Below are 21,821 nucleotides of genomic sequence, written 5' to 3'. Positions count from 1 at the left end.
CAATTTGTACCGCTTGAAAAGAGAGAGATTGTGGCATTGATATCTTACCTGCAAAGGCTGGGAACCGATATCAAAACAACAGAAATAAAAACTGCCAGCATACAGTAATTAACCGTGAAAATTTATTGAAATGAAAACGAGAACCCCGATTTCTATCAGAATTGCCGCCATTATCATCATTAACATTCTCATCTTTGAAGTATCAGATACCCCAGATTATTTCAGGTCACCATTATTTTGGGGAATGCTCATTATATTCATACTGCTTGTTTTGATAGCCGATTCTATAATGGACCTGGTAGAAAGCACAAACTTTAAGATGCTTTCGGAAGAAGAAAAAAAGCAATATCTGGAAGACAAGGCTATCACTTATTTCCGAAAACTCTGGAACGCTGCATTCAAAAAGCAGACGGACAAGGAAGAAAAAAGTCTGCTCATTGACCACGGCTTTGATGGTATCACCGAGCTGGACAATGCTTTGCCAAAATGGTGGCTGGGCCTGTTCTACTTCACGATTACCTACTGCTTGGTATATCTCGTCGCATTCGCCTTTACAGATTATGCCCATCCCGACGCTGAATATAAGAATGAAGCCAAAGCTCAGCTGGCGTCCATCAGCGAGTACGAAAAGACAGCTCCTGCAATAGACATAGATAATGCAGTCTACAGTTCGGACAATATTGCCGAAGGAGAACATATCTTCAAGACCAATTGTGTTTCCTGCCACTCTGCGGGCGGAAAAGGTGGCATAGGTCCTAACCTGACCGATAAATATTGGATCAACATCAAGCAGAAAAGCCTTTTCAAAAATGTGTTCTGGATGTTGCAAAACGGATCACCAAACAACCCTACAATGAAAGCTTTTATAAAAGAAGGCATTATTACAAGTAGAGACGCTGAAAAAGTTGCGGCCTACATCTATCATATCAATCAGGAACAAACACCAATAACTGAATCTCAGGGCGGTGCTGCCCCGCAGGGTCAAGAAGCCACTTGGGAAAATAATAAATAATTACAAATCCATATCCACATGACTTGTTCGACCATATCCGGATAAGTAAGGCTGCCTAAGAAGGCAGCCTTTTAACCTTAATAAACTGAAATTATTATCAACAAAAGCAATAAAGGTCTCAAACAAAATTTATTTAAATCCTGAATAAAGCCCTTTCAATTAACTATTATACAGATGCGACTTACCGAGGCTATTACTGTTTATTAAACTTTAGCAATAACAGATTATCTTTATAAAGTTCTAACGTAGTATCTGTAACTACATATTTATTAACTTCCTGTAATACGCTCAGATAACTTGTTTCAGAAGTCATATTATTACACATCTTCTTTGTTGAGCCAATATTTTTTGCCGAGAAATTTCCCGCAGATGTATCAATTGTAGCATCTGAAAAATAGTTGTTGCAGCCCGCATTGCCAGAGATTCTGTTTTGCTCGATCAACAATGTCGGCTTATTGGCGATATCATCTGCCAAAACCCATTGTGTACCAGTAATCGGTGCCTGATTCTTTCCCAGCTTAGATGCATTCCCTACTCTGCTTGTACAAGAAACAATGATTAGTGATAATATTGTTGTTAAAAAAAGATTTTTCATCTGTTCAGATTTATTTTTTATAGTAAGACGTAACACCGTTAAACCTTGTCTTGTTCGGACAGTCTTGAAACCGGTGTTTCATTTTTGTAATAATTACCTTTCAAAGATAATGTTTTCTTTTTAACATATATTATTGTCAATAACTTAAAATTAAGGCCACTCACAATAATAATTTTATAATACAATTAACTTAATAATAATGAATTAGTTATAATTAATAAATTTTAAAAGTCTAATTTTGCATCCCGAAATTAAGAAATATCATAATGAAAAAAATTGCTGAATACAGAAAACTTCTTGATGTAGATAAAAATGCAACTCTGAAAGATCTGAAAAATATCTACAGAAACACAATGAAGGATACACATCCAGATAAATTCATCAATGATGAAGCGGGAAAACTGGAAGCTGAAGAGAAAAGTAAATCTGTTATAGAAGCTTATCATTTCCTGGTAAGTATCAACGAAGAAACTCAGGAAAAATATAAGGAAGAATATACGGACACCATTTCAAATTCTATCATTGCAGATTTCTATCTTGAAAAATCCATATTGAAAGTCCAGCATCTGAATGGGAAAATGTTCGAATATATCGGCGTTCCAAGAAATACTTACATCAAAATGGTGAATTCCGACTCGCCAAGCCGTTTTGCAAGAAGACATATCTATGGGAATTTTATTTACAGAAAATCTGGCGAAGTAATAGTAGATTAATTTTCGGATATAAAATAATTAAAGCTCTCGGTTCCGGGAGTTTTTTTATTTAAACATCACAAAAAAAGACAGCCCGAAGACTGCCTAAAGTGTATAATAAATAATTGAGATTAATCTACGTGTTTCGGCGTGTAACCGTCTTCGCTGAGTTCTTTGTGAACATAGTCGGCTTTCATTTCGGCTTCATAATCAACTTTCTCGTGTTTACCCATTCTTCTCAAAATCGAATCGAATAAGGAATAAACCACAGGAACGATAATCAGGGTCAGGAATAATGATGACGTCAGACCACCGATAACTACCCAAGCAAGACCTTTGTTCATCTCCGCTCCTGCTCCACTTGCCAATGCAATCGGCAACATCCCGAAAATCATCGCAATCGTGGTCATCAAAATCGGACGGAGACGGGCGTGATTGGCCTGAACCAATGCATCGTGTGTATTAGCGCCTGCCGCTTTTCGCATATTGGTAAAGTCGACAATCAGGATCGCGTTCTTCGCTACGAGACCAATCAACATAATCATCCCGAGCATCGTAAAGATGTTGAGAGAGTTTCCGGTCAATGCCAGAATCAACATTACTCCAATCAATGCCAGTGGAATAGAGAACAATACCACGAACGGATAAACAAAACTGTCATAAAGCGAAACCATTACCAGGTAAACCAACACGATAGCTGCCAATAAAGCAATACCTAAAGTACCGAAACCTTCGGTCTGGTTTTCCATATCACCACTCCAGATGTATTCTACACCAGCAGGTTTGGTTTTTTCATTATTCATAAACATGGCTGCCCATTCGTTGGCAACGTCACCGACCGGACGACCTACCACTTTTGATTTTACTTTTACAGAAGGTGCTTTATCCCTACGTTCCAGCAAACTCGGACCGGAACCCATTTTAACTTGAGCAAACTGACTTAGCCTGATCTGCTCACCTTTTGGATTGGTAAATATCAGGTTTTTAACATCATCAATGGATTGTCTGTTGTAATCTCCAAAACGGATGTTAATGTCATATTCATATTCACCGGCACGGAATTTCCCATCCGTATTCCCGTTGAATGCTGTCTGCATCGTCTGCCCAACGCTGGAAAGATTCAGTCCCAAAGCGGACATTTTATCTCTGTCGATATTCACCTGAACTTCCGGATTTCCTGTATCGGTTGATAATTCCGCATCTACAGCTCCCGGTACTTTTTTCAATAAGGCAAGAATTCGGTTAGCTTCTTTGTTCGCCGTTGCATTATCCTGCGCCGTTACTACCAATTCGATAGGTGCATTGTCCGCTCCCATCAGACCAATTGGTGCAGTTTTAAATTCAACACCGGTGAATTTTTCGGCCAACGCTCTTTTGATTTTGGCTGATTTGATATCGGTACTTTCAGAACGTTCGGATTTATCTGTCAGAATCACCTGGATCTCTGATTGATAAAGTGTTGCCTGTGCACCACCAAAACCGGTGGACTGCTGACCAACTGTCGTAATCAAATCCACAACGTCTTTGTCGTTTCTAAGGAATCTTTCAACTTCCAGGGTTACCTGATTGGTTTTTTCAACTGAAGCATCTTTCGGCAATTCCATCTGAACAAGGAACTGACCTCTGTCCATTTTAGGGAAGAATTCCCCACCAATAAACCCAAATGCCACTAACATAAATGAACCTATCAATATAAGAAATGTTACAATAACGGTCATTATTCTTCTTAATGTCGTTTTCAGACACCATTCCAAGATTCCTGTGATCCAGTGCGTAAATTTGTCCAATTGTTTCTCAAACCAAAGAATGAATTTCTCAAAAGGATTTTTCCCGGTAAGATGAACCAATTTCCCAAATCTTGAAGATAACCAAGGAATAATCGTAAACGATGCCAATAATGAGAATAAAGTTGCAATAACCACCGTGACGCAGAACTGTGCCAGGATATTCGCTACCAAACCTGTACTCATCGCAATCGGAAGGAATACCACCACGATTACCAATGTAATGGCGGAAACCGTAAATCCAATCTCTGCAGCACCATCATAAGCGGCGCGGATTCGGCTTTTACCCATCTCCATATGCCGGTAAACGTTTTCAAGAACCACAATCGCATCATCCACAAGAATACCTACAACCAATGACAATCCAAGTAAACTCATCAAGTTCAATGTATAGCCCATCAGATTCATCCCGATGAACGTTGCAATCAATGATACAGGAATAGAAACCATTACGATAAAGGCATTCCTGATATTATGAAGGAACAACAACATCACTACAGCAACCAGAATAATTGCCAGGAACAAGTCAAAAATAACGTGGTTGGCAGCTTCCAAAGTAAAGTCTGTACTGTCATCCACAATTTTAACTTTTACACCCTGAGCAGCGTAATTCTTCATTACCTCATCCACCGTTTTCGTAATGCTTTCCGATACGGAAACTGCGTTGGCATCCGATTGTTTCTTGATTTGCATCAAAATGGTCGGTAACTGATTGAATCTCGCTACTTTTTCCACATCTTTCTGTGAGTCGAAAACCGTAGCAATATCAGACAATCTTACTTGAGCGCCATTTTTAGATGAAATCACAAGGTTGTTCAGTTCCGCAACGGATTTATATTTTCCTTCTAATCTGATTGTAGATTTGGAAGTTCTCGTTTTCAGCGCACCAGTCGGGAAGTCAAGGTTAGAGGAAAGGATTGCCTGCTGAACATCAGAAATGGCCAATCCGTAACCTTGCAGTTTTTTCTCATCCAGATTAACCTGAATCTCTCTCTCCTGACCACCAATCAGGTCAACCTGAGCGACACCGTTCACACGGGAAAAAATCGGCTCAATCTTTTTATCAAGGAGATCGTAAAGTTGCTTGTTATTCATTTTATCACTGGAAATACTCATTGTGATAATCGGTAGATCATCCAAAGAGAATTTATTCAGTGAAGGTGTTTTTGCATCATCCGGAAGGTCTGCAAGAACCGCATTAACCTTACGCTGTGCATCATTCAATGCATAATTGACATCGGCACCTGCATTCAGCTGAACCATAATCACCGAGAGACTTTCATAAGAAGACGCTTCCACTTTTTTCACATTCTCAAGAGAACCAACGGCATCTTCAATCTTTCTCGTTACCGAGGTTTCTACCTCACTTGGTGACGCTCCAGGATATACTGTGGAAATCGTTACCATATTGGTTTCGAATTTCGGGATCAATTCGTACCCCATCATAGAGTAACTCAACAGACCTCCCAGCGTGAGAATCGTAAATAATACGATAACTAACGACGGTCTTTTAATGGATATTTCTGCTAACTTCATCTTCTCTTACTTTACGATATTGATTTTAGAACCGTTGTCCAGGTTGATCTGTCCGCTGGTAATTACCTGCTCACCGCCATTAAGACCGCTCAGGATCTGAACTTTATCTCCATAAACCTTTCCGGTTGTCACTTTTATTAATTTGGCCGTTCCGTTATTAACAATGAAAAGCTGACCTGAGCTTACACCGTTTACAAAAGCTTCTGCCGGAACTGTCAGCATATTTTGGGTTTCTGCACCGTGATTGGTTTTGAAAAGTGCCGTTGCATACATACCGGCTTTCAGGTTTCCTCTGTTCTGAACTTCTATTTCCACCGGGAAATTGAGAGAAGCATCACTTTTCGGCGCAATAAATGTTATTCTTCCCGTGAATTTTTCATCAGGTAAAACATTAACATTGATATCAACTTCCTGCCCAATCTGGATTCTGCCAACCTGACTTTCATCAACAAGAACAGAAAGTTTCAACGAATTGATATTAACGATTTCGAACAAAGCTGTTCCGGTTGCAACAACCATTCCCGGCTCTACCATTTTTTTGTTAATCATCCCGCTGATTCCCGCTCTCACACTGGTATCATTAACTCTTACACCCTGTGCTCTTACTGCTGATTGTGCATTTTTCAGCTGAAGTCTTGAGTTATCCAGTTGTTGTTTTGTCACACCACCTGTTTTATAGGCATTTTCATAACGTTGGTTATCAATAATGGCATTCTGCAAATTATTTTGTGCTTGGGTAACATCCACTTCTATCGCATCTCTTTTGATTGTCGCCAAAACCTGGCCGGCCGCAACTCTTGAGCCTTCCTTTACATAAACATTTACCACTCTTCCGGCGATATCTGCAGACTGGTTAGATTCCTGCTTTGGAATGAATGTTCCGTTCGCCGAATACTCCGTATTAACATCCTGTCTGGAAACCGTCACAATATTCACATTGATTTTGTCCACCTGCTTTGCGACCTCTTTTACTTCAGCTTCCTGCTTTTTCTTGTTATCAACAATTTTGTAAGCAGCCAGACCAACCAGAACTGCTGCAACGATGATATATATTAAAGTTTTTTTCATTTGGAATATTTATTTCGTAGTTTATTTTAAATAAGTTTTAAGCTCACCTTTTGATTTGTAATACTGGATCTCTGCTATTTTATAATCAAGAATTGCGTTGGTATAATTATTTTTAGCCTGCACCAAAGAATTTTCAGCATCAAGTAAATCTGTCAATGTTGCCAATCCGTATTGATAATTGCTTTTTGTATCAGCCAAGACACTTTCAGCCAGTTGTACATTTGCTTTTTGATTTTCAATTGATGACAAACTATTTTCGATTTGTGATTTTGCATTTTGGTAAGCTTGATCCAATCCAAGTTTGGTATCTTTTAAGTCTGCTTCCAGTTTATCGATCTCGATTTGATTTTGCTGGACTTTGGCTTTGGTAGCAAAACCATTGAAAATCGGTATATTAACTCCCAAGCCGATTGCAGAATAGTCTGACCAATAGACACCGTTAGATTTACCATTAGTTAAAGGAAACTTTGGCCCTAATCCTTGCCAGTGATAATTAGCAGTCAGGTTAACTGTCGGATAATATCTTGCAATTGTAGCCTTTTTCTGATATTCGAGAAGTTCCTTATTTTTCAATAAAACCTTTACTTCTGTTCTACTGTCTGTACTTATCATATCTTCCAAAAGATGCGGTGTTACTTCCATATCTCCTGGCACAAGCTGAATCTTAGTTTCAATCGGCATTCCCATATAAAACTTAAGTGCATTCTCTGCTTGAGCAATGCCATTATTACTTTGCTTGATATTGGTTTCGATATTCGTTAAATTAACGTTGGTTCTATCGAGATCGATTTTTTTTGACAATCCGTTATCAAACAAACTTTTGATGACATTCCTTACTTTTTCTGTACTTGCAAAGCTACTTTCCAGAGTATTTTTCTTTTCCTGAGCCGTAAAAACCTGAAAGTAAGCATTAGAAACTCTTTCTATGATCTGCTCATCTGTAAGATCTGCATTCAGCTGATAAAACTCTTTAGTTGATTTTGCAGCTTTTAAGCCTATAAATACTTGTTGATCAAAAATTGCTTGCTGAAGCTGAACTCCTGCTCCAGCAATCCATTTTTGTCCCATAGCCACCATTTGGATATTGCTAGGTCCTCCACTAAAAGCACCTACATCGATTGCTGTTTGTTGCAAAATAGGATTATAACTAAGGTTTGCTGTCCCATTAATTTTTGGAAGCGCACCAGCTTTTGCTTCCAGAATTTTCGCATCAGCATTTGTAATATCAAGCTTTGCTTTCAGTGCATCAGATTTGTTCTGCAAAGCATATTCTATGGCTTGTTTCAAGGTAATTGTCTGCTGAGAGTACAATAAAGACCCTGTTACAGTCAAAATGCCTAAAGCCAGTTTTCTCCACTTTATCATCTTATTACTCATCATAATTTATTACATAGTTTAATTTCATAATCGTTTATTTTTTAATCTTTTACTTACTACGGACGATCGTATCCGGAAAATACCTTAACATTATTTTAATTTTTGAAAAGCATATTGAGAATAATGTCCTTTCTGTCCGCAATCAGTCTGTCAAATTCCTTATCATCAATCATCATGTTCTCCATAAAAAGTGGTCTTACAGCACTTGGAAATACAAGAAGGGATACCATATTGAAAATAAATTGGATCGGCTCCATTTTTTCTATATTCCCTTTATCCATCTCAATTTTGATATCTTTAAGAATTTGCTCTTTGTGTTCTTCATCAATTTCTTTTCTGTGAAAACTTCCTTTATTGATCTGAGAAACTATGTAAGTTTCCAGATAAGGATACTGCAGACTTGTTTGCAAACCGTTCTCTATAAAATGAGCGATCTTCTCTTTGAATGGTAAATCAGATTTTTGAATGACTTCTGATTTTTCCTTTTCAACCCTTTGTGCTTCTTCAAAAACAATCTGAATCAGATTATCTCTTGAGCGGAAATAATAATTAATCAACGTTCTATTAACACCAGCTTCATCGGCAATCTCCTGTGTCGTAGCATCAAATCTACCCTGAACAAAGAAAAGATTCTTAGCCGTTTCTTTGATTAATTCTTGTGTTTGGTCTTTTTTTGCTTGATTTGACATTTTTGTTAAACAAATCTGTGCAAATTTAAATCAATTTTATTTTGTTGACAAAATTGTTAAACAATAAAATTAAACAATTTTGAAAATTTAATACAAAATTAACATAGTGCATCTCTTCCTCACTTTACATAAGACAAGAATTAGCAATCATAAACACACTTTTTATTAGAATTTATTGACACTTTTATTTTTAGTAAATTTGCAGACTTATTTACTTCATTAATTTTTATGGAACTAATTCACCGAAATCTTTTAATCGGGATTCATGATGCACTCCAGGAAACATTTTTCCAGGAAAAAAAATATGCTGATAAAGTTATAGAACGTCTGCTGAAAGCTCACAGAAAGTGGGGAAGCCAAGACAGGCAGACTGTTTCTGAGATTTTTTACAATATCATCCGCTGGAAAAAACGCCTCGAATATTATATGGGCGAAGGTGTAAAACCGAATAATGTTTATAAACTGATATTGGCATATCTTCTTTGGAGCAAAAGTCATTACAAAAAATTCGAAGAGTTCGATGGAATCAAAATTGCCGATATTCTTACCAAACTCAAAAAAGGCACTGTTCCTACAAAAGCTATTGAATATTCTATTCCGGAATGGCTAGCAGAAACTCTTGAAAAAGAATTAGGCAAAAACTGGGAAAGAGAAATGCTGGCTCTTAATGAGCAAGCACCAACAGTTTTACGAACTAACACTCTTAAAACAACTCCTAGAGAATTAATCGCTGATCTTAAGGATGAAAATGTAGAATCTTTCACGATCAAAAATTATCCGGATGCGGTTCAATTGGAAGAAAAAAAGAACGTTTTCCTTACTTCTGCTTTTAAAGATGGTTTGTTTGAAGTTCAGGATGCCAGTTCTCAGAAAATTGGAGAATTACTGGATGTGAAAGAAGGGATGCGTGTTGTAGATGCGTGTGCTGGAGCTGGCGGAAAGACTCTGCATCTGGCCGCTCTGATGAAAAACAAAGGACAAATCATTGCTCTTGATATTTACGAATGGAAATTAGCAGAGCTTAAAAGACGTGCAAAAAGAGCTGGTGCTCATAATATAGAAACCAGAGTGATTTCTGATAACAAAGTCATTAAAAGGCTCCATGAAAAAGCAGACAGATTATTGATTGATGCGCCTTGTTCCGGATTAGGCGTTTTGAAAAGAAACCCAGATTCCAAATGGAAAATCGATCAGGATTTTATCGACAGAATAAAAGGTGAACAACAACAAATCTTACAAGATTATTCGAAAATTCTTAAAAAAGGAGGACAAATGATCTATGCTACTTGCTCAATTCTACCATCAGAAAATAATGAGCAAGTCAAAAAATTCTTGGAAAACAATCCGGAATTCTCTCTCATCAAGGATGAAAAAATAATGCCTAGCGAAGGCTACGACGGTTTCTATATGGCATTAATAAAGCGTAATGGATAAAAAAATTCCTGAGATCAAATAAATAATCTGCAGGAATTAAAAACACAAATGATGAAAGTGCAAAACTAAGATATATTTTTAGAAAAAATCTTATCATTTGGTAAGAAAAACAAACTTTTATTATTTAAAATTTAATTCAATATGAATCTTTTACAGCTTTAGTTTAATTTAATTAATCGACTATTAATAAATATAAGATACCTTGTTTAATTCATTCTGAGTTACTAATCAATATCATATTTTAGAATCATTCTAAATCATATTTAATACTTAAATTTGTATCCAAAATTTTTATATAAATGTTTGAAACGGATATTATCATAATAGGCGCTGGTCCAACAGGGCTTTTCGCTGTTTTCGAAGCGGGATTACTGAAACTAAGATGTCATCTCATAGATGCACTTCCTCAGCCCGGTGGTCAATTAACAGAACTTTATCCTAAAAAACCGATTTTCGATATTCCAGGATTTCCCAGTGTGGACGCAGGTGTTTTGGTAGATAACCTGATGGAGCAAATCAAACAGTTCGAGCCCCAATTTTCATTGGCCCAAAAGGCAGTTAGCTATGAGAAAACGGAAGAAGGTGATTTCATTGTAACAACAAGCCGAGGCGTAAAAGTTAAAGGTAAAGCCATTGCCATTGCCGGTGGTTTGGGAAGTTTTGATCCAAGAAAACCTGAGCTGGAAAATATAGAAAAATACGAAGAAAATGGTGTAGAATATTTCGTAAGAGAGCCGGAAATGTTCCGCGATAAGAAAATCGTGATTGCAGGAGGTGGTGATTCTGCTTTGGACTGGTCTGTTTTCCTGGCTGATGTTGCATCAGAAGTGACTCTGATACACAGGAGAAATGAGTTTCGAGGCGCTTTGGATTCCGTAGAAAAGGTGACAGAATTGAAACATCAAGGAAAAATCAACTTGATTACGCCTGCAGAAGTGACAGGATTAATTGGTGATGAAACCTTAACCGCTATCGAAATTGAAAAAAACGGAGAAAGATCGGTTATCGAAACGGATTATCTGATTCCATTATTCGGATTGACACCTAAGTTAGGTCCACTAGCCGAATGGGGATTAGAAATTGAGAAAAATGCCATCAAAGTCAATAATGCCTTGGATTATCAAACCAATATTGATGGAATCTATGCCATTGGCGATATCAATACTTATCCAGGAAAACTGAAGTTAATTCTTTGTGGCTTCCACGAAGCAACCCTGATGGTTCAAAGTGTTTACAACAGACTAAACCCAGGTAAAAAATTTGTTTTAAAATATACAACGGTAAGTGGTGTTGACGGTTTCGACGGAACCAGAAAAGAAGCTGAAAAAGCAGTGGTAAAATCTATCGATTAGAAAATAGTTTTCAATAATTTTTTAATAATATATAGAGAGGATTTTGTAATCCTCTTTTTTATTGGCAATATCGAAACTATCAATTAAATTTCTAACTTCTTACTTCTATTGTCTAACATCTATTCTTATCTTTGCACTATGTCAGACGTTAATATTACAATCATAGACAGAGAAGGCGTTTCTCACACAATTCCTGCACCAACAGATATGGCAATGAGCATTATGGAAGTGGTTCGTGCTTACGAATTGGCAGAGGAAGGAACGATCGGTATCTGTGGCGGAATGGCAATGTGCGCTTCCTGCCAGTGTTATGTTCTAAGCGAAAATGTTCCTCTCCCAGAGATGCTACCGGACGAAGAAGCAATGCTTTCCGAAGCTTTCAATGTGAAACCCAACAGCAGATTAGGCTGCCAGATTCCTGTAACTCCGGAATTGGAAGGACTTGTAGTAGAATTAGCTCCGGAATATTAAATCTAAATATTTGATATAAAATAAAAGAGAAAATAGAATTGCTATTTTCTCTTTATGTTCTCATTTAATTAAATTAATAATTATTCTATAATAAACTTCTTAGTAATTACTTTTCCGGATTTGGTTGTAAAAACTGCTAAATAAAAGCCATTATTGATTTTATTCAGATCAATTTTTCCAAAAGAGATAAGCTGATGAGATTCTAAAAGCTGTCTTCCGCTTGCATCAATAACAACAACAGATTCCACAGTTTCTTTTCCTAACTGGTAGTTCAGGAATTTATCTTTCACAAAAATATTAACTGTACTACCTGCATCGGAAACCGACAGGACAGAACCTTTTGCGGTTTCAATAATGAACTCCAATCCCAATTTTGCAAATTTGGCAGCGTGTGTTGCGCTGTTGCCCATATTGGAAAGCTTATCGCTGGTTGTATGAATATTAGGATTATACTGTGAGAAAGAAGCTTCGAAAGGAAAAGCCGCATCGTAGCCATTATCCGCCCAGCTAAAATGATCGGAACAGCCATAGTTACAAATCGTATTGCCGTAAGTAAAAGCATGTGTTCCGGTTTTGTTATAATGCTCCATCAGTTCGATCAGGAACAGATTAAGGTCATTACTATTATAAGAATCCGTAGTGAGGTAAACATCTTTTGCGGAACCTTTATAATTCGTCATGTCAAACTGAACAAAAGAAATCACATCCTTATTATTCATCGCATAATCCTGGGCTATTTCTGATGAACCAACCAAACCGATTTCCTCTGCAGCATAGGCCATAAACTCAACAGTTTTGGAGGGTTTGTAATTGATATTCAGCAAGACCCTTATCATCTCAGAGATTGTAGCAATTCCCGATGCATCATCATCCGCTCCGGGTGCATTATTCGTATTATTAGTAATCGAATCCATGTGAGCACCAACAATTACAAATTCATTAGGTGCTGTAGTTCCGTTGATTGTTAAAACCAAAGAAGGCATTGTCGTTCCGACATGGTCTACAATTCTAACGGAAACATCATTCCTTCCGGAAGCAGTAATCAGATTTTGCCATTTTGCTTTCAGATCCTGAACAGCCGTTTTAGCTTTTGCCGTTGTGTGGTGGCGTGTTCCGTAATTTTCCAAAGCCTGAATATGAGTCTTGATATTGTCAGCATTAACTTTTGCAATAGCAGAATTTACAATGGCATCCTGGTCAATTGTAAACGCCAAAACTTTGTTTGCTTTTTTTATTTTATTAATTGCTGCTAAAGCCTGTTCCTTGGACGACTTGTAAACATATCCGGGTCCGTGTGTAATAACATTGTGATGAAGAAATTCAGCAGCATTTTTTGTAAGATGAATTGCGGACTGGTTTCCCTCCACTCCAACAATATCAATCTCTCCAGGGAATTTCGCCTTCAATTCTTTTGCATTTTCAGAATCTGTGGTAGCATAGAACTTCTCTGACTGCGCAAAAGCATGGTTAAATAGCACAAGAGAAAGAACAGAAAGTAATTTTAGTTTCATTGATTATTAATTATTTAACTTTTATTTTCTGTAAAAATAATCAATTTCCCATTTATATTTCAACTTCGGGATTATTAAACTGCTATGATGGAATTATTTTTGAATAAATCCTGAAAAAAATTTAATATGAAAAAAGCATTCATAAAATTAGCAGTTCCTGTTTCCCTCAGTATTTTAGGAATTTTTCTTCTCAATTCTTGTTCTGTGGGAATCCCTGATAAAGCAACAGCTATAAAGAATTTTGATTCGGATAAATATCTTGGTAAATGGTATGAGATTGCCCGTTTCGATTATCGTTTTGAGAAAAATATGAATCAAGTAACAGCAACTTATTCCAAAAATCCGGACGGAACAATAAAAGTGGATAACCAAGGTTATGATTATGTCAAAAAAGAATGGAAACAAAGTATAGGCGAAGCGAGATTCGTCAATTCTGAAAATGAGGCCAGGCTTAAAGTTTCGTTCTTCAAACCATTTTGGGCAGGTTATAATGTGATAGACCTGGATGATGATTACAAATATGCTTTGGTTGCTGGAAATAACCTGAAATACCTCTGGCTTCTCTCGCGAGAGAAAACCATTCCTGAAACTATCAAAAACAGGTTTCTGAAAAAAGCTGAAGAAATCGGTTACAAAACTTCTGACTTAATTTGGGTTGAACAGAAATAAATGGGCAATACGAAACGAAAGTGAAAATTAACCGCCTGTTGATGCTCCTGAAAAATAAGCATTAATAATTTGTCTTTTGGCAGCAAATTGCTAACTTAGAACAACTAAATCCAGATAAAAACCAATTCATAATGGCGTTTATAGATTATTATAAAATTCTCGGCATTGATAAAAATGCATCAGCAGATGATGTTAAGAAAGCCTACAGAAAGCTGGCGCGAAAATATCATCCGGATATGAACCCGAATGATAAGGAAGCTGAAAAAAAATTTAAAGAAATCAATGAAGCCAATGAAGTTCTAAGCAATACGGAAAACCGTGCAAAGTATGACAAATATGGCGAACACTGGAAACATGGCGAAGAATACGAACGCGCACAGCAACAGCAGAGACAGCAGCAACAATATTCCGGGAACTATGGCAGCGGGTTTTCCGGAACGGATTTTGGAGAAGGCGAGGATTTTTCCGATTTTTTCCAGTCGATGTTTGGCGGAAGTGGCGGTGGTTTTGGCAGAAGCTCAAGAGGAAGTGCGAGTGGAAAATTCAAAGGTCAGGACGTTTCAGCTGAATTGAATCTCGGTTTGAGAGATGCTGCAAAAACCCATCAGCAAACTTTTGAAATCAATGGTAAAAAAGTGAGAATCACAATTCCCGCAGGTGTTTATGACGGACAGCAAATCAAACTGAAAGGTCATGGCAATCCGGGAATGAATGGCGGACCAAATGGTGATCTTTATATTACGTTCAACATTTCTGAAGATCAAGATTTTAAACGTGAAGGTGATAATTTGAGGACTTCTGTCGACCTGGATCTTTACACGGCCGTTTTGGGAGGTAATATTAATATCCAGACCCTTGACGGTTCTGTTAATCTGAAAGTGAAACCGGAAACTCAAAACGGAACAACCGTAAGGCTGAAAGGCAAAGGTTTTCCGGTCTATAAAAAGGAAGGCGAAGCAGGTGATTTGTATGTGACTTACAATGTAAGAATCCCGACCAACCTGAGCGAAAAACAAAAAGAACTGTTTCAACAACTCAAAAATTCTTAACTATGAACGAAAGAATCTCTATAGAAGAAGTTATCAGGTTATATAAAATAGATTACACTTTTCTTGACCAACTGATAGATTCGGAACTGCTACATCCGGAAACTGAGAATAGCGTCCGTTATATTATCTACGAAGAGTTACCCCATCTTGAGCGTTTTGCAAACTGGCACTACGACTTGGAGGTTAATTTACCCGGTATTGAAATTATTCATAAACTTTTGAGTCAAATGGAAGAATTAAGAAGTGAAAACAGGCGGTTACTCCAGAACGTCTCAAAATTTGAAAGCTGGGAAGATGCAGAGTTTTAGCCGTTTTTCTTTGTAAATTTGTGAAATGGAATTATATGATGTTCTTATTGTTGGCGGAGGTCCAATTGGCTTAACCTGTGCTTTGGAGGCGAAGAAAAACAGCCTGAAATATGTCGTTATCGAAAAAGGAACGGTGGCAAACAGTCTTTACAATTATCCCTTATATATGACGTTTTTCTCAACAGCTGACCGGCTGGAAATTGACGAAATACCATTCATCACGGCCAAGCCTAAACCCGGCAGACAAGATGCTTTGGAATATTATCAGGGAATTGCGCGACAAAAAGAAATCAATATAAAACCTTACGAAAAAGTTATCAATATCCGGAAATCTACTTTTTTCCAGGTTGAAACCAGCAGGCAAATTTATTTTGCAAAAAATGTAGTCATCGCAACCGGTTTTTACGACATACCGAATATGATGGAAATCCCGGGAGAAGATTTACCAAAAGTTAAGCATTATTACACAGAACCATATCCTTATGCTTTTCAAAATGTTGTCGTAGTCGGTTCCAGCAATTCTTCAGTAGATGCGGCTTTGGAAATCTACAGAAAAGGTGGCAATGTTACAATGATTATTCGTAACAAAGAGATTTCCAGAAGTGTCAAATATTGGGTAAAACCAGACATCGAAAACAGAATCAAAGAAGGGAGCATCAATGCTTTTTTCGGGGCGGAGCTTTTGGAAGTGAAACCGCATTCCGTTATTTTCAAAACCAATAAAGGGGAAATTCGTGAAATCGAAAATGATTTTGTTCTCGCTATGACAGGCTACCTTCCTGACTTTGAATTCTTAAAAAATCTTGGAATTACTTTAAAAGGCGAATGTCAGAATCCTGATTACAATCCCGAAACTATGGAAACCAATGTGGATGGGATCTACCTTGCTGGCGTTGTTTGCGGTGGAAGGGATACACATCTTTGGTTCATAGAAAATTCCAGAATTCACGCTAAACAGATTATCAAAGACATTATTTCTAAAAATTAAATTTTGTCTTAAATAATATATTGTTCTTATTTTTTCCCATCAAATGGTATTCTTTTTGTAACTTAAAGACGGAGAAAGAAAAAACCATGAACATAAAAACCATTAAAAACACATTTCCTTTATTTATCGCTTTTTCCCTGTTTCTGATTCAATGTAAAAAAGACGAATCTGTGTCTTCGCCGGATAAAAAAAACAATCCGATAACAGAAATTTTGAATCCCGGTGAGAAAAAAGAGGAGGAAAAGAAAGAAGAAAAACCGGAAGTCCCGGATGTTGTAATTCCGAGAAAAGATTTCGGTTTTTTCCCATGGGTTTACAAAAACAAGGATTCTGTTTCTCAACAAAATAAAAAAGAATTTACCGGCAAAGCCCTTTACACCATCCTGGCACTTAATCGGCTTGACAGAGCCAATATTGGCAATGCAGATACACTGGTTGTCCCTGCAAAAATAGAAGAAGATTTCTTGAGATATTCACCATTCCCAGGCCATGTTACAACTTTGGAAAATGTGAAAAAGTTTGTCTTTTTTTCCTATCCGATTCAGGCGTTTGGCGTTTACGAATACGGAAACCTTATTAAATGGGGACCAACCAGTATGGGAAAAAAATCAACACCTACAAAAAGGGGATTAATGTTCGCCAACTGGAAAAAAGAAGTTGCCATATCAACGGTTAGTGACGAGTGGAAACTCCGTTGGAATGTCAATGTTGCCAATTTTGACGGCATTGGCTGGCATCAGTACGCAATGCCTGGTTATCCTGCATCCCACTCTTGTCTTAGGATGCTGGAAGAAGACGCCAAATGGATGTACACCTGGGTAGACACATGGATACTGAACAAAGGCGGAGCAACTACCAGGGCCAAAGGAACACCTTTAATTGTTTACGGTGATTATCCTTGGGGAAAAAGACGTCCATGGAAAAAATTGCTCGATTCACCAGATGCTAACAATATTTCGGAAGATGAGATGAACAAAATCATTGAACCTCAGCTGTCAGAAATCATTAAGGAACAGGACAACCGAGAAGCAGTTGTAAAGCAAATTGAAATGGAGAAAAAAGCAAAAGCTGACTCACTACTCGCTGTTAAAACCAAAGATTCGGCTAGTATGAATTAATTTTAGGAGCTTAATCCCGCTTTCCACTCATACTCCTCGCGCCAGAGCTTTTTCCAAAGCGTGCTGTGGGGTAACCGTTGCAATCGGGGCTATGAAATCCAACAAAGCAAGATTTGTCAATAAAACAAAAACCGCTCAAAACAAATTTGAGCGGTTTTTTATTTTCTTCAGTCAAGTCAATTTTAAATATTGCCAACCACTGTTTTAACTTGTGTAAATTCCTTCAAAGCATGCAAAGACAACTCAACGCCATAACCAGAAGATTTTGCACCACCAAAAGGCAGCCTTGTATCAGAACTTGTGGCTTTGTTAATAGAAACAGTTCCCGATTCCAGATTCTCTATGAAAAACTGAGCCCGTTTTTTATCCCTAGTCCAAACCGAATTTCCTAAACCAAACGGAATATCATTCGCAAGTTTCAGGATCTCTTCATCGTTTTTTCCAATCATCAGAATAGCTAAAGGCCCGAACAATTCTTCCTGCAAAATCGGATTGCCTTCCTTTACCAAGATAATTCCCGGACGAAACTCGTTCTCTGAAATGCGTTCTAAAGCCAGAACTACTTCTGCTCCATTTTTCAAAGCTTTTTTATATTGATTTTCCAGTTCATCCGCCAGATCCGGTCTTGCCATTTTTCCAAGCTTAGTTTCTTTCTTCATCGGATCAGCTGGTTGGTAAGAATTATATTCTTCAATAAATCTTGGGACAAAATCTTTCTCAACATCTTTATGAACGATAAAACGTTTAGCAGCGTTGCAAATCTGCCCTGTGTTCTGAAGCTTTGCCCAGGGTCCGTCTTTCGCTGCTTTCTCAAAATCGGAATCTTCAAGAACAATAAAAGCATCGCTCCCGCCCAATTCCAAAACTGATTTTTTAATATTTTTCCCAGCCAGAGCTGCAACACTTCCACCAGCTTTCTCGCTTCCTGTGAGACTTACACCTCTTACCAAAGGATTTTCCAAAATCTCTTTGATTTCATTATGCCCGATTCTCAAATTTTTGAAAACATATTCAGGAAAACCAGCTTCTTTAAAGGCCAGTTCAATTTCGTCACCACTTCCAAAACATATGGATGCATGTTTCAAAATGACTACATTACCTGCAAGAATTGCCGGAATCGCAAACCTCAAAACCTGCCAAAAAGGAAAATTCCAAGGCATTACACCCAAAATAATTCCCATCGCCTCGTAATGAACTTCACTTACACTGAACTCGGTTTTGATTTTTTCAGGTTTCAGAATATTTTCTGCGGCTGCATAATATTTTATCATTCCTGCACTTTTTTCAATTTCAGCAATAGCTTGTGAAATGGGTTTGTGCATCTCGGTCGTTATGGTTTTCGCAAATTTTTCCTTATTTTTTTCAAGAACATCAGCGAGGTTGATAAGTAATTTTTGACGATCCTCGAAAGGGACTTTTCTCCAGTCTTTAAAAGCATTGTTTGCTGAATCAATATGTTTTGATAAATTCATTTTTTAATTTTATTTGATCTATTAAGGTTGCAGTAATTGTACCATTTTTCTACTCGCTAAATGTACAAAGTTGACCAGAATCTCAAAATCTATTTTGATATTTTATTTAAATTTTATCATTAATTTTTATGAATAATGTAATTCGATTTTAGAAATAATTTTAAAACAGAGAATGGCAGCCGCCCGACTCGAACTCTTCGGACACAGAGTGACAAATGGAAACAGAAGGCGGCTAAAGTCGCCCCAATTAACATCTAATGTTTTTTGCTACCTCTGAAAAGCAAAACCGAATTGAGAAAAATAAGAAGCAAATCCAGCGTCACCCAAATGCTGAGCTTGATATTGTCGTACTTGAGCTCTGCTACTTTTTCTGTTGCAACAGCGGACAATTTGAGACTATGATTAATGTAGTTTCTGACCTCTACAATTTGATCCTCATTTTTGTTGGGAACAGCGACCTGAGAAAAATAGACGAGTTTGTCTTTCCCGATGTATCCAACGACCCAAAACTCATTGGATTTTTGCATATTAAGATACTCGATTCGGAAATATTCCGGGCGAATCTGACCAACATGTTTTGAACTGAATCTTTGATTATCATTTCCATCCTGGATCCTGATAATATAAAAATCTATCGGCTGTGGCAAATAATTGACCACCTGGACCGCCAGAGAATTTTCCAAAAATTGTGATAAACTTCTTTCTACGAACCAAAATGTAAAATAAGCGGCTGCCGAAATCGTGATAACAGCTCTGACAATCTTACTCCATAGATTCCACTTTTCTGAACGAAAACCGGACAAAAATAAAGCAACTATGAGAAAAATGAGGATTAAAATGATTATCATTAAAACAAAGATAGTGGTTTATCTTTAATTAAAAAGTGACATTCCATTCTTTGTAGAACTCGTCAAGAAACTGAAGCATAAACTGATGCCTGTGTTCAGCGATTTCTTTAGCCGTATCCGTGTTGAGCAAATCCCTAAGAAGCAATAATTTTTCATAGAAATGATTGATTGTGGTTCCGTTGGATTTTTTATATTCTTCTTTTGACTGATTCAGTTTGGGTTCGATATTGGGATGATACATCAGATTATTTTTATATCCTCCAAAATTGAAAGTTCTTGCAATTCCAATCGCGCCAATCGCATCCAGCCTGTCAGCATCCTGAACAATTTTAAGTTCCAGAGGCAGATCTTTCGGCGCATCATTGCGGTTTTTAAATGACATATTTTCTATGATGAAAATTACTTTTTCAATCGTTTCCGGATCCAGGCTTTGTTCTGTTAAAAATTGGTTAACGATTTTTGAAGCAATCGTTTCATCACCATTATGGAATTTTGGATCAGCGATGTCATGCAACAGTGATGCTAACTCTATAATTAATTGATTACCACCTTCTTTTTCGTGAATTTTAAGACTCAGTTTCCAAACACGTTCGATGTGAAACCAATCGTGGCCGGATTCTGTTCCTTCTAATTTTTCTTTGACAAATTCTATTGTTTTGTTAATCAATTCCATTAATTAAGTTCTTTTAGAATAATATTCCAGAGCTTTTTATTATAGCTTCTGAAAAAATTAATATGTCCTATTTCTCCTTTCTCAGATTCCGAAGTTTTGACTAATCTGTAAGTCGGTTTCAGCTTGGGATACGTATTTTCTAATAAAGATTTTACACCTTTTTCCGTCAGCCAAACATCGTCTTCTGCCCTAATGACGAAAACTTTCTGAGTCAAATTTCGGGAAAAATCATCGACTTTTTCTAATAATTTATTAGTTGAATTTTTATTAAGAATCAAAGTTCGCCAATCAAAGGCACTTCCGGAAGGCAGACTTTCGCCCAAACCAAACCAATTGGCTGGAAAATAGCCTAATAATCGGGTCGATAAAGGTTGAGCAATTCCAAAACCGAGGTAAGCTTCAATTTTTGTTCTTAATTTTAGATTTCCGACAAAAGCGTTCTGTGTTCCTACAAAAATAAACTCATCAAACATCTCGGAATCATTATTCATTCCTAGAATCAATGCTCCAACCGAATGTCCGAGGCAGAATTTCTGATAATCCGGAAAATTGGTTTTAATATAATTCGTAACCGCTTTATAATCCTTAGTTCCCCAAATTCTCATCGAAGCTTCAAAACCTTTCATTTCATCAGGCTTAGAAAGTCCAATTCCTCTGTAGTCATAAGTTATCACCGTAAATCCTTGCTCCGAAAAAAATTGAGCAAAGGAGAAATAAATCTGTTGCTTAACACCTGTTGCAGAGTTAATCAACAATAATTTTCTATTGGAATTTTTGGATTCAAAAAGATGTGCGGATAAACTGTAATTATCCTCGGTTAAAATATTAATACTTTGCATTAAAACTGATTTAAGAGAATCACTTTATAAAAGTAGAAAATTCAAACCGATGAGAATTATATTTCGATATGCTGAAAATATTACTTCTGAAAATCCTTGAGATAAGGTAAACCTTTCTGGGAACCTCTGTAATCAGCAGCTTTCAACGCAACTTCATTCCCGAATTTCACACAATCCTCAATCGAATTATTGTGAAGCAGAGCAATAGAAAACCCAGATGTGAAAGCATCACCCAATCCCATGTTGAACTAAACCTTCGGTAGCTTTCCCAATCGCATAAATCAGTTACTTTGTAAAGTTAATTAAAAAATCAATAGAATGGCTACAAAAAAAAGA

At 37.1% G+C, this 21,821-nt stretch carries 20 protein-coding genes and 1 pseudogene; 10 read left to right on the top strand and 11 right to left on the bottom strand.

Translation table 11 applies throughout. The features are described from left to right. Positions 1-130: 130 nt before the first annotated feature. Positions 131-1,012: a cbb3-type cytochrome c oxidase N-terminal domain-containing protein gene (locus tag QOL71_RS17585; RefSeq protein WP_283418200.1), complete on the top strand. Its 882-nt coding sequence runs from the start codon at positions 131-133 to the stop codon at positions 1,010-1,012. A gap of 193 nt (positions 1,013-1,205) precedes the next feature. Here the strand turns inward: QOL71_RS17585 and QOL71_RS17580 are convergent, their stop codons facing one another. Continuing rightward, positions 1,206-1,607, bottom strand: coding sequence for an META domain-containing protein (locus QOL71_RS17580; RefSeq protein WP_283418199.1), 402 nt, complete (start codon positions 1,605-1,607; stop codon positions 1,206-1,208). Between the two features lie 266 nt (positions 1,608-1,873). Here QOL71_RS17580 and QOL71_RS17575 point away from each other — a divergent pair, with 266 nt between their 5' ends. Continuing rightward, on the top strand, positions 1,874-2,320 hold the full coding sequence (locus QOL71_RS17575) for a KTSC domain-containing protein (RefSeq protein ID WP_283418198.1): 447 nt from the start codon (positions 1,874-1,876) through the stop codon (positions 2,318-2,320). Positions 2,321-2,430: 110 nt separating this feature from the next. Here the strand turns inward: QOL71_RS17575 and QOL71_RS17570 are convergent, their stop codons facing one another. The 4 genes from QOL71_RS17570 to QOL71_RS17555 all read right to left on the bottom strand — a co-directional run bounded on the left by QOL71_RS17570 (position 2,431) and on the right by QOL71_RS17555 (position 8,753). After that, positions 2,431-5,619 carry an efflux RND transporter permease subunit gene (locus QOL71_RS17570; RefSeq protein WP_283418197.1) on the bottom strand — a complete coding sequence of 1,063 codons (3,189 nt, stop codon included), beginning with the start codon at positions 5,617-5,619 and terminating at the stop codon, positions 2,431-2,433. Between the two features lie 6 nt (positions 5,620-5,625). Continuing rightward, positions 5,626-6,687, bottom strand: a complete 1,062-nt coding sequence (locus tag QOL71_RS17565) for an efflux RND transporter periplasmic adaptor subunit (protein ID WP_283418196.1) — start codon at positions 6,685-6,687, stop codon at positions 5,626-5,628. Positions 6,688-6,708: 21 nt separating this feature from the next. Further along, a complete protein-coding gene (locus tag QOL71_RS17560) occupies positions 6,709-8,064 on the bottom strand; it encodes a TolC family protein (protein WP_379953604.1) in 1,356 nt (451 codons plus the stop codon). 95 nt (positions 8,065-8,159) lie between these two features. Next, a complete protein-coding gene (locus QOL71_RS17555; RefSeq protein WP_283418195.1) occupies positions 8,160-8,753 on the bottom strand; it encodes a TetR/AcrR family transcriptional regulator in 594 nt (197 codons plus the stop codon). Between the two features lie 228 nt (positions 8,754-8,981). Here QOL71_RS17555 and QOL71_RS17550 point away from each other — a divergent pair, with 228 nt between their 5' ends. From QOL71_RS17550 to QOL71_RS17540, 3 genes are all read left to right on the top strand, one after another. Then, complete coding sequence (locus tag QOL71_RS17550; protein WP_283418194.1) at positions 8,982-10,187, top strand: RsmB/NOP family class I SAM-dependent RNA methyltransferase; 1,206 nt, start codon at positions 8,982-8,984, stop codon at positions 10,185-10,187. Positions 10,188-10,486: 299 nt separating this feature from the next. Next, complete coding sequence (locus QOL71_RS17545; protein ID WP_283418193.1) at positions 10,487-11,539, top strand: NAD(P)/FAD-dependent oxidoreductase; 1,053 nt, start codon at positions 10,487-10,489, stop codon at positions 11,537-11,539. Between the two features lie 138 nt (positions 11,540-11,677). Beyond that, on the top strand, positions 11,678-12,010 hold the full coding sequence (locus QOL71_RS17540; RefSeq protein ID WP_283418192.1) for a 2Fe-2S iron-sulfur cluster-binding protein: 333 nt from the start codon (positions 11,678-11,680) through the stop codon (positions 12,008-12,010). Between the two features lie 80 nt (positions 12,011-12,090). Here the strand turns inward: QOL71_RS17540 and QOL71_RS17535 are convergent, their stop codons facing one another. Continuing rightward, positions 12,091-13,521: a M20/M25/M40 family metallo-hydrolase gene (locus tag QOL71_RS17535; protein ID WP_283418191.1), complete on the bottom strand. Its 1,431-nt coding sequence runs from the start codon at positions 13,519-13,521 to the stop codon at positions 12,091-12,093. Between the two features lie 126 nt (positions 13,522-13,647). Here QOL71_RS17535 and QOL71_RS17530 point away from each other — a divergent pair, with 126 nt between their 5' ends. The 5 genes from QOL71_RS17530 (at position 13,648) to QOL71_RS17510 (ending at position 17,653) form a co-directional block, all read left to right on the top strand. Beyond that, the gene (locus QOL71_RS17530; RefSeq protein ID WP_283418190.1) at positions 13,648-14,190 is read left to right on the top strand and encodes a lipocalin family protein; all 543 of its coding nucleotides are present in this window, start codon (positions 13,648-13,650) and stop codon (positions 14,188-14,190) included. A 131-nt stretch (positions 14,191-14,321) separates the two neighbouring features. Next, on the top strand, positions 14,322-15,239 hold the full coding sequence (locus QOL71_RS17525) for a DnaJ C-terminal domain-containing protein (RefSeq protein WP_283418189.1): 918 nt from the start codon (positions 14,322-14,324) through the stop codon (positions 15,237-15,239). Between the two features lie 2 nt (positions 15,240-15,241). Next, positions 15,242-15,547, top strand: coding sequence for a chaperone modulator CbpM (locus QOL71_RS17520; RefSeq protein WP_283418188.1), 306 nt, complete (start codon positions 15,242-15,244; stop codon positions 15,545-15,547). Between the two features lie 25 nt (positions 15,548-15,572). Further along, on the top strand, positions 15,573-16,535 hold the full coding sequence (locus tag QOL71_RS17515) for a YpdA family putative bacillithiol disulfide reductase (protein WP_283418187.1): 963 nt from the start codon (positions 15,573-15,575) through the stop codon (positions 16,533-16,535). A gap of 86 nt (positions 16,536-16,621) precedes the next feature. Then, positions 16,622-17,653: a L,D-transpeptidase gene (locus QOL71_RS17510; RefSeq protein WP_283418186.1), complete on the top strand. Its 1,032-nt coding sequence runs from the start codon at positions 16,622-16,624 to the stop codon at positions 17,651-17,653. A gap of 182 nt (positions 17,654-17,835) precedes the next feature. On the opposite strand, the gene QOL71_RS17505 is transcribed toward QOL71_RS17510, so the two are convergent. The 5 genes and pseudogenes from QOL71_RS17505 to QOL71_RS17485 all read right to left on the bottom strand — a co-directional run. Further along, on the bottom strand, positions 17,836-19,125 hold the full coding sequence (locus QOL71_RS17505) for an aldehyde dehydrogenase family protein (protein ID WP_283418185.1): 1,290 nt from the start codon (positions 19,123-19,125) through the stop codon (positions 17,836-17,838). A gap of 254 nt (positions 19,126-19,379) precedes the next feature. Beyond that, positions 19,380-19,973 (bottom strand): hypothetical protein, encoded by a 594-nt coding sequence (locus tag QOL71_RS17500; RefSeq protein ID WP_283418184.1) that lies wholly within the window; start codon positions 19,971-19,973, stop codon positions 19,380-19,382. 28 nt (positions 19,974-20,001) lie between these two features. Then, positions 20,002-20,646: an HD domain-containing protein gene (locus QOL71_RS17495; RefSeq protein WP_283418183.1), complete on the bottom strand. Its 645-nt coding sequence runs from the start codon at positions 20,644-20,646 to the stop codon at positions 20,002-20,004. After that, entirely contained in the window at positions 20,646-21,485 is an 840-nt protein-coding gene (locus tag QOL71_RS17490; RefSeq protein WP_283418182.1) for an alpha/beta hydrolase family protein, read from the bottom strand. The genes QOL71_RS17495 and QOL71_RS17490 overlap by 1 nt, the downstream gene beginning before the upstream one ends. Positions 21,486-21,565: 80 nt before the next feature. Next, a pseudogene (locus QOL71_RS17485) lies at positions 21,566-21,733 on the bottom strand (PfkB family carbohydrate kinase); the annotation flags it as partial. Positions 21,734-21,821 lie beyond the last annotated feature (88 nt).

The organism is Epilithonimonas pallida (genome assembly GCF_900182975.1).
Lineage (GTDB): Bacteria > Bacteroidota > Bacteroidia > Flavobacteriales > Weeksellaceae > Epilithonimonas > Epilithonimonas pallida.
This window is presented reverse-complemented; position numbering and strand designations above follow the sequence as displayed.

Excerpts from the sequence above, each read along its gene's own strand:
- QOL71_RS17585 (WP_283418200.1), top strand. The coding sequence starts at position 131 with ATGAAAACGAGAACCCCGATTTCTATCAGAATTGCCGCCATTATCATC.
- QOL71_RS17555 (WP_283418195.1), bottom strand. The coding sequence starts at position 8,753 with ATGTCAAATCAAGCAAAAAAAGACCAAACACAAGAATTAATCAAAGAA.
- QOL71_RS17540 (WP_283418192.1), top strand. The coding sequence starts at position 11,678 with ATGTCAGACGTTAATATTACAATCATAGACAGAGAAGGCGTTTCTCAC.
- QOL71_RS17500 (WP_283418184.1), bottom strand. The coding sequence starts at position 19,973 with ATGATAATCATTTTAATCCTCATTTTTCTCATAGTTGCTTTATTTTTG.
- QOL71_RS17505 (WP_283418185.1), bottom strand. The coding sequence starts at position 19,125 with ATGAATTTATCAAAACATATTGATTCAGCAAACAATGCTTTTAAAGAC.
- QOL71_RS17530 (WP_283418190.1), top strand. The coding sequence starts at position 13,648 with ATGAAAAAAGCATTCATAAAATTAGCAGTTCCTGTTTCCCTCAGTATT.
- QOL71_RS17550 (WP_283418194.1), top strand. The coding sequence starts at position 8,982 with ATGGAACTAATTCACCGAAATCTTTTAATCGGGATTCATGATGCACTC.
- QOL71_RS17560 (WP_379953604.1), bottom strand. The coding sequence starts at position 8,064 with ATGAGTAATAAGATGATAAAGTGGAGAAAACTGGCTTTAGGCATTTTG.
- QOL71_RS17580 (WP_283418199.1), bottom strand. The coding sequence starts at position 1,607 with ATGAAAAATCTTTTTTTAACAACAATATTATCACTAATCATTGTTTCT.
- QOL71_RS17545 (WP_283418193.1), top strand. The coding sequence starts at position 10,487 with ATGTTTGAAACGGATATTATCATAATAGGCGCTGGTCCAACAGGGCTT.
- QOL71_RS17535 (WP_283418191.1), bottom strand. The coding sequence starts at position 13,521 with ATGAAACTAAAATTACTTTCTGTTCTTTCTCTTGTGCTATTTAACCAT.
- QOL71_RS17495 (WP_283418183.1), bottom strand. The coding sequence starts at position 20,646 with ATGGAATTGATTAACAAAACAATAGAATTTGTCAAAGAAAAATTAGAA.
- QOL71_RS17510 (WP_283418186.1), top strand. The coding sequence starts at position 16,622 with ATGAACATAAAAACCATTAAAAACACATTTCCTTTATTTATCGCTTTT.
- QOL71_RS17515 (WP_283418187.1), top strand. The coding sequence starts at position 15,573 with ATGGAATTATATGATGTTCTTATTGTTGGCGGAGGTCCAATTGGCTTA.
- QOL71_RS17490 (WP_283418182.1), bottom strand. The coding sequence starts at position 21,485 with ATGCAAAGTATTAATATTTTAACCGAGGATAATTACAGTTTATCCGCA.
- QOL71_RS17525 (WP_283418189.1), top strand. The coding sequence starts at position 14,322 with ATGGCGTTTATAGATTATTATAAAATTCTCGGCATTGATAAAAATGCA.
- QOL71_RS17520 (WP_283418188.1), top strand. The coding sequence starts at position 15,242 with ATGAACGAAAGAATCTCTATAGAAGAAGTTATCAGGTTATATAAAATA.
- QOL71_RS17565 (WP_283418196.1), bottom strand. The coding sequence starts at position 6,687 with ATGAAAAAAACTTTAATATATATCATCGTTGCAGCAGTTCTGGTTGGT.
- QOL71_RS17575 (WP_283418198.1), top strand. The coding sequence starts at position 1,874 with ATGAAAAAAATTGCTGAATACAGAAAACTTCTTGATGTAGATAAAAAT.
- QOL71_RS17570 (WP_283418197.1), bottom strand. The coding sequence starts at position 5,619 with ATGAAGTTAGCAGAAATATCCATTAAAAGACCGTCGTTAGTTATCGTA.